This is a genomic window from Sulfurimonas sp., from assembly GCF_027056685.1.
Lineage (GTDB): Bacteria > Campylobacterota > Campylobacteria > Campylobacterales > Sulfurimonadaceae > Sulfurimonas.
Genome location: NZ_JALUKE010000073.1, coordinates 1 through 13,828 on the forward strand (window position 1 = coordinate 1; position 13,828 = coordinate 13,828).

At 37.1% G+C, this 13,828-nt stretch carries 7 protein-coding genes; all 7 read left to right on the forward strand.

The genetic code is table 11. The features are described from left to right. Positions 1-7,179 (forward strand): hypothetical protein (locus MVY38_RS03280; RefSeq protein ID WP_297483567.1); only part of this gene is annotated, 7,179 nt, incomplete at its 5' end. 9 nt (positions 7,180-7,188) lie between these two features. Further along, the gene (locus MVY38_RS03285; RefSeq protein ID WP_297483568.1) at positions 7,189-8,316 is read left to right on the forward strand and encodes a DUF481 domain-containing protein; all 1,128 of its coding nucleotides are present in this window, start codon (positions 7,189-7,191) and stop codon (positions 8,314-8,316) included. A gap of 383 nt (positions 8,317-8,699) precedes the next feature. Beyond that, positions 8,700-9,587: a hypothetical protein gene (locus tag MVY38_RS03290; RefSeq protein WP_297483569.1), complete on the forward strand. Its 888-nt coding sequence runs from the start codon at positions 8,700-8,702 to the stop codon at positions 9,585-9,587. Between the two features lies 1 nt (position 9,588). After that, entirely contained in the window at positions 9,589-11,310 is a 1,722-nt protein-coding gene (locus tag MVY38_RS03295) for an amidohydrolase (RefSeq protein ID WP_297483570.1), read from the forward strand. Then, positions 11,292-12,377: a choloylglycine hydrolase family protein gene (locus tag MVY38_RS03300; protein WP_297483571.1), complete on the forward strand. Its 1,086-nt coding sequence runs from the start codon at positions 11,292-11,294 to the stop codon at positions 12,375-12,377. Before MVY38_RS03295 ends, MVY38_RS03300 begins: the two co-directional genes overlap by 19 nt. A 40-nt stretch (positions 12,378-12,417) precedes the next feature. After that, the gene (locus tag MVY38_RS03305) at positions 12,418-12,693 is read left to right on the forward strand and encodes a hypothetical protein (RefSeq protein ID WP_297483572.1); all 276 of its coding nucleotides are present in this window, start codon (positions 12,418-12,420) and stop codon (positions 12,691-12,693) included. 44 nt (positions 12,694-12,737) lie between these two features. Further along, positions 12,738-13,828 (forward strand): hypothetical protein (locus MVY38_RS03310; protein WP_297483573.1); only part of this gene is annotated, 1,091 nt, incomplete at its 3' end.

Below are 13,828 nucleotides of genomic sequence, written 5' to 3' on the forward strand. Positions count from 1 at the left end.
CATCCTGATGCTTCTGGAGAAAATACGCTTGATCTTCCTCTTGAGTTTAAGGCACTTGACATAGATGGTGATGCAGCTACTGGAAACTTAACCATAACAATAACTGATGATATTCCAAGTATAGGTACTCCTGTAGATGGGGCGGTTGATGAATCTGGTTTGCCGTCAGGTGCCACTCCAGATGAAAGTTTGACCATTACAACGGGAACCTTGGCCGTTGGACAGGAAGCAGATGCGATAGACACGGTTTTTAATGCAGCTACCATAACAGCTCTTGAATCTCAAAACTTGCAAGCAACAGTTGGAAATCCACTAAGCTATACTATTTCAAACGCAGGGCATACGCTCACCGCTACACAAGGTGATGTGACATATTTTAGTGTAGATATTAAAAATCCGACAGATGCAACAGCCTCTTATGAGTTTCATCTTGTAAACGCAATTTATGAATCTACTTCTGGTGGTACACAAAACATAAACCTTCCCTTTAGCGTAAGTGATTTTGATAAAGATAGAACAAGCAGTTCTTTTAATGTAGTGGTTACCGATGATACCGGTTCAACAGATAAACAACTGACTCTGAATGAAGATGGAACTATCACTTTTAGTGTGACTGCCGATGCGATTGAACCTCAAGCAGATTATATTACAGAGCATGGTCGTATCAGTTTTGATGATGCAACAAACCTTTTTACATATACTCCTGATGCCGATTATAGCGGTGTAGATAATGGTATAGTTTTAGACTATGTAGTCAATGGTGTAAGTCACAGTGTCAATGTTGATGCGACGATTAATCCTGTAAGTGATAAACCTACGCTTAGTGAAGATGCAACAATTGTTAATACAGATGAAGACACGGTTGTCGCTTTAGGTTTTAATGTAGCACTTGTCACGGATGACTTTGACCAAAACAGTTTGGATACTGCACCAAATTCGACTACTGGAGATAATCCTGAACGACTTGGAGCTATCACTTTAAGTGGACTTCCAAGCGGGGCAAAACTCGCTTTTGGCTCTACGGTAGTAGATTTAGACGGTTCGGATGTAACATTACAAATTTCAGATCTGGATAACAATGATGATGGAGTTAATGATCATCTTGATGGACTTACAACTGATTACACCCTTACAAAGGCAGAGTTTGAGTCTATGAAAGTACTGCCACCACTTAACAGTGGAGATAACTTTGATGTTACAATGGCAGTAACTTCTTATGAAGTAGATGATAGTGGAGCTGTTATATCAGGTGTGGCAGGTGCGGAGTCCACACAAAGTGTCACTGTAGATGTGCATGCGAAAACTGATGATGGCGTTGGCATTAGTGTAGAAAATATTAATGGTAATGAAGATGAATGGATGCGTATAGATGATCATATTACTATTATAAAAACTGCCGATACTGATGGTTCAGAAGTCTACGAGCTCGTTTTTGATGGTAGTAGTTTACCTACAGGAACATTCTATTACACAGGAACAGCACCAGTAGATATGAGTGATAGAACTATAGGAACTGATGCGAGTGGTGGGTTTAGTATATCTATCGCAGATATAGATACTTTACCGGAAATTTATATTATGACACCTGTAAATGACTCTAGTGATATTAAGGGTCTTAAAGTAACTGTAAATGTACATGATACAGACAGTGACTCTACTCCCTCTACAGATGTTGTAAAATCGGCAAGTGACTTTGTAGATGCAACAGTCCTGCCAATTGCAAATGACATCACAGTGAGTACAACAGGCTCTGAAGGTAATGAAGATACAAAAATACCTCTTAATCTTAGCTTTGCGAATGAGGATGGACCTCTTTCCACACCTGCAGGACTCGAAAAAGTTACCTCTGTTACTATAACAGGCATTCCTACTGATGCTACATTATTTGATGAGAATGGACAAGAAGTAAATGTAAGTAATGGGAGTGTAACAGTAGATATTGTAGGTGGTGATACCTCTAAAATAGAGCAATACACCATGCAGCCTCCTGCACACTCCTCTAAAGATATTACACTTCAAGTGAGTATAGATACAAAAGATGAAGATGATAATGACGGAGATTTACATACAGATACATCTACAACAACATCTATTGATGTTGTTGTGAAGATAAATCCTGTGAGTGAAACTGATATAAGTGATACGGCAGCACCAAAAGGTGATGATATAACACCTGTGAGTGCACATACTTATACGACTCTCGCTGAAGAAGATACTTACTTTGATCTTAACAATGCAGATACAGACTATAAGCTCGAAGCAGCTAATGAAGATGCTCTTGTCAATGAAGATGGAACTACTAATCCTTATGGAAGTGAAGAGACTTTTGTAGTTTTTACCAATGCAAGATATTTTGATGGAGCTAATGAGATCACTGTAAGTGGAGATACTTTTTTAAGATATAACAATGGTAGCTCTGATGTAACTATGAAGTTTTCTGGAACAGGTGAAGTGAGGGTTCCGCTAGAGTTTTTGGATACGGTTGAAATCAAAGCTGCACAAGATTTTTCCGGAACTTTTAAAGTGGATACTTATGTACAAAATCAAGACTTAGGTGAAGATGTTTCTGATAGTCCTGGAAGCATCGAAAACTCTTCAGTTTCAACACTTGTTATAAATGTAAACCCAGTCGCTGAAGTGAATCCAAGTGTAAGTATAAACAACCTCAGTGGACTTGAAGATGCAGGAAGATATGCCGATGGAACTATAGATGCACTCTCCGCTATAAACGGCATTCCTCTCAATGGTGTTTTAAAAACTTCAGACAGTGACGGCTCTGAAACATTTACCATCACACTCGATAAAATACCAGAAGATGCTGCTATTTATGTCAAAGGGCATATTGTCTATGCAAATTCTAGTAGTGATTTTTCATCTGATGGCATAATATCTACAGATAATGGAGATGGTACTTTTAAAATTGATATTCAAGATATTGATCCGACAACTCCTCCATTTTTAATACCACCACATAACTCAAATGAAGATATAACACTGCAAGTGAGTGGACAAATAGTTGATACAACAACTTTGGAAGATGGTACGGTGATTACAGTACCGGGAGATGTTTCAGACCCAGTGCCTATTACTGTCGTAATAAAAGGTGTGGCAGACAGTGCTGTAAATAACGAATTTAAAACTTATGATGTGACAGTAGATACACAACAGCCAAATGGGGATAAAATTGACGTAACAGAGCGTTTTGATGGTGGCGGTGCGTACAACGCCGTTGTGGCAGAAGATTCAGATGCATCAGGAAAGGGTGTACTTATAGATCTTCAAGATATTTATAAAGATCCATCACAGCTGAACTCTTATGATAATTTAGACTCAAACGCAGTAGATGTCTCACCAGTAGCTGATACTTCTGTTGCAACAGAAACAGTAAACCTTACTGTGACAGGATTGGATGAGCAGTTTGATCTGCAGGGTGCTGTGCTTGTCAATGGAACAGGGAGTGATAGAGTCTATACTTTTACTCTTGATGAGTTACAAAGTGGCAATATTAAAGTAGCAGTGCCTGAACACTATAGTGGGGAAGTGGATTTCAAAGTACAATATGTCACAACTGAAAATGATGGGGATTCCAAAACATCTCTGTTTGATGATGTGAAGATTTTAGTGACTCCAAAAGCGGAAGATACACCGGCAATCGCAATTGATACACTTGATGTAAATGAAGATACGCTCACTCCAATAGCCTTTAATCTTACAAATCCAGCAGTAGATGATAATGGAAACCCTGAAACACTTTATGAGGTATGGATTAAAGTTAGTGATGTTGAGAGTAAAGATTTTACTCTTTTTGATGGAACGGACTATACTACTTTATCAAATGCTGTGAGTTCAAATGATAATATCTCTGTAGAGAATATTGATGGAGATGACTACTATAAACTTGAAAATGGAGCGTTTAATAACCTTTATGTTCAATACAACCCTGACTTAGGTACAAGCACAGACAGCAGTTTTGAGACGAAATACACTTTTATGGATTACATCGAGGCAGATGATAAAACTCTTGAAAATATCTCTCCTCAAGAGACAACGACCTACACGATGAATCTCTCGCCAATTACTGACGATATAGATGCTCAGGGAACAAGTATCACAGACAGTGACGATGATGGCACCACAGATATATCAAATGTAAATCTTGATCTTAATAGTGATGGTACGCAAGATGATATGAGCGTAAAAGTGCTAAGTGACACGCAACTCAGCGTTGATATACATATAGATGGTGTCAATATGCCTGATGAGGTTGACCCTTCAACGGGGAACAAACCAAATGGTATTGACACTGATGCTTCAGAGCAGATACAAAGTATTAGAATCGATGGTGTTCCTAAAGGAGTAGGTATAGAGGGTGGAAGATATGCCGGAGATATTGAAGATCCAAATCATCCGGGAGTATATACAGGTATCTGGTATATTGATAATCCAAAAGATTCAGATGGTAATGCCATGAGTATTGATACTGATGGAACTGACTATAATTTAGTATTGAATATTCTTTCCCCATTCGCTTATGGAGATGCTAAGTATACGGGACATGAAGTTGGTGGTGATATTAAAGTGAGTTTTATCAATGTTGATGGTACGGCGAGTGCTGTAAACGATGTGGTTAATATCCATATAGATGACACTGATTATAATCCATCGACACCTACTGAAGTACCAATAGATATTTTGGAATGGAATAGTAATGATAAAGCAGATGTTATTGTAGAAGATACCCCTACAAAATTAGGAAATTTAATAAACTTTGCCATTGATGATAATAAGGTTGGTAATCATTCGGATGCGACCTATAATGGTGTCGATGGAATTGATGATGGAGATGATGTAACATATAAACGCTTCTCTATTACAGTTGAAGGTTTTGAAAATGCAACAGTAAGCGGATGGCAAGAAGACTCCTCAGATGGTACAACATTTTGGACCTACCAAGGGGCAGTTGGGGAGACAGATATACAGGCTGCTTTAGATAAGCTCATAATCACTCCTGATCTTGATTACAATAAAAACCACGATAGAGCACAAGGTGATATAGAGAATGTATTTGATGAGGGAGCACTCAAGTTTACAGCAACACTGACAACTTATACTCAAAGTGGATTCTCTGATGATGTAAGTTTGGATTATGTAGGAAATGTGCAACCTGTAACTGATGATATTACATTTGATACGACTTTTGACTTTATAGATGAAGATGGTACAACACACTCCTTAACTGTCGCCAATGAAGATGGAACTTTCAATATCGATATTGCAATAGACTCTGTCGATAACCCTTACTTAAGTGTTCAATCTGATTATACAATTACAAATAACTCTCCAGATAATAAAGGTGTAATTGTTGCAGATGGAAGTGATGAACAACTCAATGGCAAAATTTCTTGGGACAATGGTGCTAATTGGCATGATCTTAATGTTGGAGATTCAGTAACTGTTCCTAAAGATGATATCAATAATGTTGTATTTAAGCTTAACCAAGATATAGCAGGTCATGTCAAACTTACATATAGTGTTGATGTTTTGGAAAATGGTGATACAGGAGCAATAAAAACAGTAAATGGTGATGTTGCGTTTGATGTCAACCCTGTCGCAGATGGATTGGCAAGTACAGGTGATGTAAAAATAGTCGGTGATGAAGATAGTTTTATAGAATTGACTGATAGTTCAGGAAATTCGTTTAATACTCTCAGCTCTGATGATCCAACTGAAGATGTTACAAGTCTGATGCTCTCTGGTGTGCCTGTAGGCTATCTGGTTTATGTCGGTGCAGACGGTTCTCAAGTTTTAGCAGACAACCTGGGTGTAGATGCAAGTGGAAATAACTCTTGGGCTATAGATGCTTCAGGCAGTATTCCGCAAATTTGGCTCAAAGCTCCTGAAGATGTTGGTGGGGTAACATCAACACCGACAGCTGGTTGGGATTTGCTTGATTCAATCAAACTTGTAACTGGTGTTGATGATATGGGAAGCATCATTTTTTCAACTCAGGATGTACAACTTCAGATTAATGCTGTCGCTGATGATCTTCAAAGTGTAAACGCAGAAGATATTAAGGGTGTTGAAGGTGAAGATATTGACTTTATTTTTAACCCTTTAGTCAAAGATACTGATGGCTCAGAATCGCTAAAAGTAACGCTACAAGGGCTTGGAAACTATGCTATCTTTAAATTAGCTGGTGTTGAACTTGATTCGAGTGTAGTGAGCTATGATGCTGGAAATGATACCTATACTATAGACTCTCCTGATGTAGATTACAACAGCATTAAACAACTGAGTGTTATGCAAAATGATTTTAGTGGAGATGTGACAGTTGGGCTTAGTACAGTTGAAAAGAGTAATGCAGACACATCAAATGTCACAACAGATACTTTCTCGATGACAATAACGCAGCAACCACACAGTGCCGAAGATGATATTTTACTCTTTGATCTCAAAGGTACAGAGGGCGCTTTAGGAGATGATACTTTTGTCTTTGGAACAGATTGGAACAACACAGGCATAGACTTTACTACCTTAGATGATACGCTCACTAAAAATGTAGAGAGACTTGATTTAACAGAGCATGGTGAGCATACTATAACGCTTAATTCTACAGATGTTGAGGCTATGACAGACGCTAGAGACGCTCTCACAATCGAGAGTGATACGGGTGATACAATCAACATTCAAAACGACGGTGATAATGTCTGGGCGCAACAAGGTGCTACAAATGTTTATGAAGATGTAAATGGTGCTACTTTAACTCTTAAGGGTGATGGAACAATTGATGATAGTGGCATAAATGCAACGGCAAATGATGATGTGCTTGGTTATAACGATACCAATGCCATAGATGGTGGTGCTGGAAATGACAGAATCATCATCTTTGATGGTGTAAGTGTTGATTTTGCGAAACTCAGTAATATTGAAACAATAGATTTGAGTGTTAAAGGAGATCATGATTTAGGGACTTTGAGTTTAAGTGATGTTGTCAATACGACTGATAGTAACAATACCTTAACCATTGAAGGTAATGATACGAACGACAAGGTGAGTTTTTCAACAGCTGATGGTTGGGAAAAAGGTAGTAGTGATGGAACTTATACAAGTTATACGAATACAAATGACTCTACGGTGCTTGTAAAGGTTAATGATAATATAGATGATCAAATTATATAAGGGAGATAAATGAAACGAATAGTATTACTTTTAATGCTTCTATTTGCTTATGGGCAAGCAGAGTATTTAGAAAATGTGCAGGTACCAAAAGAGGCGAAATCAGACTGGATGGAACTTCAATCTGGAGAGTGGATTCGAGGGAGTTTTAAAGGAGTTTATTCTGGAAAAATGGAGTTTGACAGCAAAGAGTTTGGTCTTGTTAAGTTTGATATAAGTGATGTCAAACAGCTCATAACTCAGGGTAAATCCACTGTAAGTCTTAATAAAAAGATGCCAAATTTGACACAACTGAAAAAACTTAAAAGTGTAAGTAGTTTAAAGCAAGACAACGAAGTGACTGGAAAGTTAAGCTTTGAAAATGGTAGATTTAGTATTACTCTTGATGATGGAAATACGAAGTCAATTCCAAGTAATACTATTTCATCTATTTTTGCAGGAGAAGCGAAAGAAAGTAACTATTGGAGTGCAAATGTTTTTGTAGGTGTAGATGTTTTAAGTGGAAACACAGAGCAAGTAACAGTTACAGGAAAAGCAAGTGCAGAGCGTCGTACTTCTTTAACTCGTTTTCGCACTGACTATCTCTCAACATATACAAAAGTTGATGAAAAGACTAAAACTGCAGATAATAATAGATTAACTGGAAGTTTTGATTTATATCAAACAAATCATTTTTATTGGCGTTTAGCATCTTTAGAAGCGATTAGAGATCCTTTTAAAAATATCAGTAATAAATATACTGTTGGTTGTGGTGTTGGTTATGATATACTCTATACAGATACAATTGATTGGTCAGTCACAATGGGACCAGGTTATCAGCATACATCTTTTGATACAGTGGTATCTGGTGAAAATACCACAGCAGATACAGCACTTGTATTTTTAGATACTAGATATAAGCATAAGCTTACGGATGATGTTGATTTTTTAGTGAACTACAATATGTACTTAGTTAACAAAGAATCAGGGAGCTATGTACATCATCTGGAACTATCCTTAGAAACAGAGTTAGTAAGTAACTTTACCATTGATATATCACTACTTTGGGATAGGGTTGAAGATCCTATATCATTTGATGACGGAACTACTCCTAAGCAAGATGATTTTAAAACTATGCTTGCCATCGGTTACTCATATTAAAAAATGAAACTAATACTCTTTAGGATGCTTCTAAGTAGTTTGTTATTCTCTCAAGATTATACTGACTGTTGGTTCTAACCCAACAAACAGGTTGTTTATATAGACTGCAAAAAACGCAATAAATCTTCAAGGGTAAGTTTTTTTCCAGAGATGGATACTCTGTGGGTTATGCTTTTAACTACTTCGGAAAACTCTTTGGAAATGGAGATTCCAATTATGCTATGATAAATCAAGCATTTTAACTATAAGTGATTAGAGATTCTTTTAAAAATATTAGTAATAAGTATATTGTAGGTTTTGGTATTGATTATGATATAATTAATAAAAATATAATTGGTTTGTTTATAACAACAGGTCAAGGTTATTTATAAAAAAGGAAAAAAATGAAAAAAATACTTATGGGTGGGTTTGTAGCAGTTTCACTACTTGCAACAGTTCTTAGTGCAAAAGAAAAAACAATGGAGGAGCTCTCTAAGGAGATGTCAAATCCTCTTGCTCAGATTTGGAACTTATCGTTTCAAAATAATTACACAACAGTTAAAGCAGATGTAAACAAACTAGGGGTAAATGTATCGGGTACTGACCATGTAAATACGACACTCTTTCAACCTGTACTGCCTATACCTTTAAAAAATGGTATGACTGCATTTGCTCGACCTGTATTTACTTACATTGATGCACCAACTGGAGTTGGTATACATGTTGACAATCCTATGGAAGCCACTGCGTTTGGAACAAATAGAGAAGCAAAATTAGGTGACTTGATTTTACCTATGGGTGTCGGTGTCGTAAAAATGAAAGGTTGGTCTTACGGTGTAGGTGCAACTTTTATTTTTCCAACATCGCAGCATAAAACAATCGCTTCTCATCAGTACCAAGCAGGACCGACTGCATTGGCACTCTATGCAAATGAAAATTGGACTGTTGGAACTCACATACAGCACTGGTGGGGTATAACTGATGATGGTACGGATAATGTTAGAATGGCAAATCATACCGATATGCAGTATTTTATTATTTACAACCTTCCGCATGCATGGCAGCTTCGTGCAAGTCCACACATCACATATAATTGGAACGCTTCAAGTGGTAACAAACTTACTTTGCCTTTAGCTTTTGGATTTGGAAAGATGGTAAAAATAGGTCCGATGCCTATACAACTTATGGCAGAGTATCAAAAAGCTGTGGTTAAACCTGATTATATAACATCTGAAGATACGATTATGGTTCAGGCAAACTTCATTATCAAAAACCCATTTGGAAACTTATAGGATGAACAAGTTTTTTTTAGTAGTTTCAATTGCCCTTTTTGGATTTAATCTCTTTGGTGCTAATACAACAAAAACTACCCAAACTCTTTACTATGATGGTGACATTTTAACAATGGAAGGTGCTAAACCTAACTATGTTGAAGCCGTGGTTGTAAGAGATGGTAAAATCATCTATGCTGGAGATAAGGCAGCTGCATTTAAAAATTTTCCAGGCAAAACTGTAGGTATTGACCTTAAAGGTAAGACGATGCTTCCGGGTTTCATTGAACCTCATGTGCATCCTTCTATTGCTGCGATAATTTTAGGAGGAGATATTATTGCTCCTCATGATTGGAAAGTACCAGAAGGACTTAAAAAAGGTGTTAGTGGGCATGAAGCTTACTTAAAAAGGCTCAAAAAGAGTATAGAAAAATATGGCAGTAAAGATGATGTTCTTTTTGTTTGGGGGTATCACCAACTTTGGCATGGCGACCTTAACAGAGATATGCTCAATAAACTTGCTCCCAATACACCTGTAGTGGTTATTCACCGCTCATTCCATGAAGCTTTTCTTAATGATGCTGCAATGAAATTGATGAAGGTTAAAGAGGAAGACTACAAAGGGAATGAGCAAGTTGAATTCGAACGGGGTCATTTCTTTGAAGGTGGCTGGTTGGCGCTTGTACCTCGTATTGCTCCATTTTTGATAAATCCTGAGCGTTATAAAAAAGGTTTGCATGATATGAGCATACTTATTACACAAAATGGTATTACAACAGTAGCAGAACAAGGATTTCCAGAATCTAACTTTAAAATGGAATACAGTATGCTCAAAGAGGAGATGGATAAAAATCCTCCTTATGATGTCTATAATGTTCTTAATGGTACACAACTCTATAATGCCAATGGCAAGTCAAATGAAAAAGCTTATGAGTGGATGGAACAAGCTTCCAAGTATGATACGCAAAACATAAAAATGTTGCCTAAAGAGGTAAAGCTCTATGCTGATGGTGCCATTTATTCACTTGCAATGCAGATGAAAGGTGGGTATAGTGATGGTTTTAAAGGGCAGTGGATGACACCTTTGAAACTTTTTAAAGAGCAGATGAATTTTTACTGGGATAAGGGGTATAAGATTCATATCCATGCCAACGGAGATTTAGGGATTCAAAGATGTATAGATATTACTAAAGAGATGATGAAACGACATCCTCGTAAAAACCATCAACTTACTCTGCATCATCTTGGTTATTTTACTGCAAAGCAAGCTGATGAGATGAAAGAACTAGGCATTGAAGGCTCTGTAAATCCTTACTATCTTTGGGCATTGACAGATAAATATTCAAAGTATGGACTTGGTAAAAAGAGAGCAGAAAATATGGTGCCAATGAAGTTACTTGCTGATAGAAATATATCTTTTTCTCTGCACTCTGACTTTGCGATGGCACCATTAGAACCACTTACCCTTGTGTGGACGGCGGTAAATCGTGTAACAAGTAGTGGTCGTTTCGTCTCACAAGACCAAAGAATTGATGCTTATACAGCACTCAAAGGTATCACTATAAACGCAGCGAGAACACTCAGTCTTGAGAAAGATATGGGTTCTATAAAGGTAGGAAAAGTAGCTAATTTTACACTTTTAGAGGAGAATCCTTTGAAAGTGAAACCAATGCACATAAAAGATATAAAGGTTTTAGGTGTGATTTATCATGGAAAGGAAAAAAAATGTTTAAAAGATATATAGTAAGTTTTGCTCTAGCAGCAACTATGTTTACAACAGCGAGTGATGCGTGTACAGGGATTACTCTAACAGCCAAAGACGGAAGTGTTATTCATGCTCGTACTTTGGAGTTTGCAGTGGATTTAGGTTCAAATGTTTTAGTTGTTCCTCGTGGATATAAACGACAAGGAACTACGCCAGATGGCAAAAATGGGAAGAAGTGGACATCTAAGTATGCATCCATTGGTGCAAATGGTTCAGGAGTGCCTTGGATTTTTGATGGCTTTAATGAAAAAGGTCTTTCTATGGGACTCTTCTACCATCCCACAACAGCTGTCTATATGCCGTATAAAAAGAGTGATGCAAAAAATACTATTGCAGTATGGGAGTTAGGTTCATACATACTTGAGAACTTTGCAACAACTGAAGAGGTGAAAAAGAATATTAAAAATATTGTTGTTCCTGCAGTTGTTTTTAAAGAGTGGGGCTTTGTGCCACCTGTGCATTTTATAGTTACAGATGCAAAGGGCAAAAGTATTGTCATAGAATACTTAAAAGGAAAATTGCATGTGTTTGATAATCCACTTGGTGTTTTGACGAACTCTCCTTCATTTGACTGGCATATGACAAATTTGAGAAACTATCCAAATCTTGGTGCTACACAGCCTAAGAGTAGAAAAGTTGGCGGTATTGAGCTAAAACCTTTTGGTATGGGTGCTGGTATGGTCGGACTTCCTGGTGATTTCACACCACCGTCTCGTTTTGTAAGAGCTGTTGCATTTACAACATCAATTCTTCCGACATCTAATGGAAAAGAGACTGTTATTGAGGCATTTCATATTCTTAATAACTTTGACATTCCAAAAGGTGCCGCAAGAGAGCCACATAAAGATAAACATGGAAATATCATTGCAGACTTTACAACATGGACAAGTGCTAGTGATTTAAAAGCGAAAAAGTTTTACTTCCGTACCTATAATAATTCTCAAATCAGAATGGTGGACTTAAATAAGATGAACTTAAATGCTAAAAAAATAGTGACAATTCCAATGGAAGGTAAAGAGAGCATAAAAGAGTTGCAAGCACAATAAAATCATTTGAAATTTATAGCAATTATGATAAAATTTCTCTATGAAACATAGCTTTTTAAGAAAATATTTCAGCATTATCTTCCTTGTGGCAACGCTGCTTGGAAGTATGCATCACCATAATGACCTCAAACAGCATAATGATTGTAAAATATGTATTATTCATGCAAGTATGGCAAATGCCGATACTCCTGTGGATATTATTTATGTAAGTCAGCTCGATATTTTTCATGAAGCCATTATAAAACAACTTGTAAGTTTTCACTCTACAGAGTTTATAAATCCCCTAAACGCAAGAGCACCTCCACACTTCTCCTAATTTTCACAACAATAAAAAAATATTAGAACAATTTGGAGACAATAATGAAAAAAACAGTATGTCTGTCGTTATTCGCTTGTGCATCTCTCTTTGCTAATACAGATATAAATGCAACACAAGTAGAACTACAAAAACAAAAAGTGGCAATACAAAAGCTACAAACGCAGCTAAATACGCTCACGCAAGAGAGCCAAAAATCGGTCAATACAAGTGCATCTTTTTCACAAAATGCTTATCTGCCGGCTATTGCACTTATTTTAAATATGTCGGCTGTTGGTCGCGATGTAAACAATACAGACTATGAAAATATGGCAATTCCAGGATTTTTTGATGGAAAAAAAGATAAAGCAGAACTTCCTTTCAATAAAAACAGAGGGTTTAATCTAAATTATGCAGAGGTAGCAATGCACTCTTCAGTTGACCCATATTTTGATGCTTTTGCTATGTTTCATTTGCATCCTAACAAGCTTGAGATAGGTGAGGCGTATGTTCAAACAACATCTTTACCGTATGCTTTGCGAATAAAAGCAGGAAAATTTAAAAGTGATTTTGGGCGTATCAACTCAAAACATCAACATGCTTGGCACTTTGATGACCAGCCCATCATCTACAAGGCACTTTTTGGACCAGATGGCATTAGTGATGCGGGAATACAACTTCAATGGGTTGCACCAACAGATACTTACATTATGGCAGGTGTTGAGGCGATGCAGGGAACAAATGAGAGAAGTTTTGGTGATACAGAAGAAAATAACCTTTATGTAGGCTATGTGAAATCAAGCATAGATGTAGGAGATGATCTCTCTATTTTAGGTGGTGTGAGTTTGGCACATGGAAAAAACACAACGACAAACGCAACGAATGTTTACGGTGCTGACTTGACAATGCGTGACCAACTTGGTGGTTATAGCGCACTTATTTGGCAGAGTGAATATTTGCAACGAAACAAAGATATAGGGACAAAAACAGACAAACAAGCAGGGCTTTACAGCGAACTTGTTTACCAGTATAACAATAACTACTCAGGTGGTGTGCGTTATGATGCCATTACAAAAAATGATGTTGATTTATCGGCATATAATGGGGTAAATACGGGTAATTTAGACAAATATACAGCAATGCTTGAGTATAAACC

What these genes read in the sequence shown, in the direction of transcription:
- MVY38_RS03285 (WP_297483568.1), top strand. Translation starts at nt 7,189, where the DNA reads ATGAAACGAATAGTATTACTTTTAATGCTTCTATTTGCTTATGGGCAA.
- MVY38_RS03290 (WP_297483569.1), top strand. Translation starts at nt 8,700, where the DNA reads ATGAAAAAAATACTTATGGGTGGGTTTGTAGCAGTTTCACTACTTGCA.
- MVY38_RS03295 (WP_297483570.1), top strand. Translation starts at nt 9,589, where the DNA reads ATGAACAAGTTTTTTTTAGTAGTTTCAATTGCCCTTTTTGGATTTAAT.
- MVY38_RS03300 (WP_297483571.1), top strand. Translation starts at nt 11,292, where the DNA reads ATGTTTAAAAGATATATAGTAAGTTTTGCTCTAGCAGCAACTATGTTT.
- MVY38_RS03305 (WP_297483572.1), top strand. Translation starts at nt 12,418, where the DNA reads ATGAAACATAGCTTTTTAAGAAAATATTTCAGCATTATCTTCCTTGTG.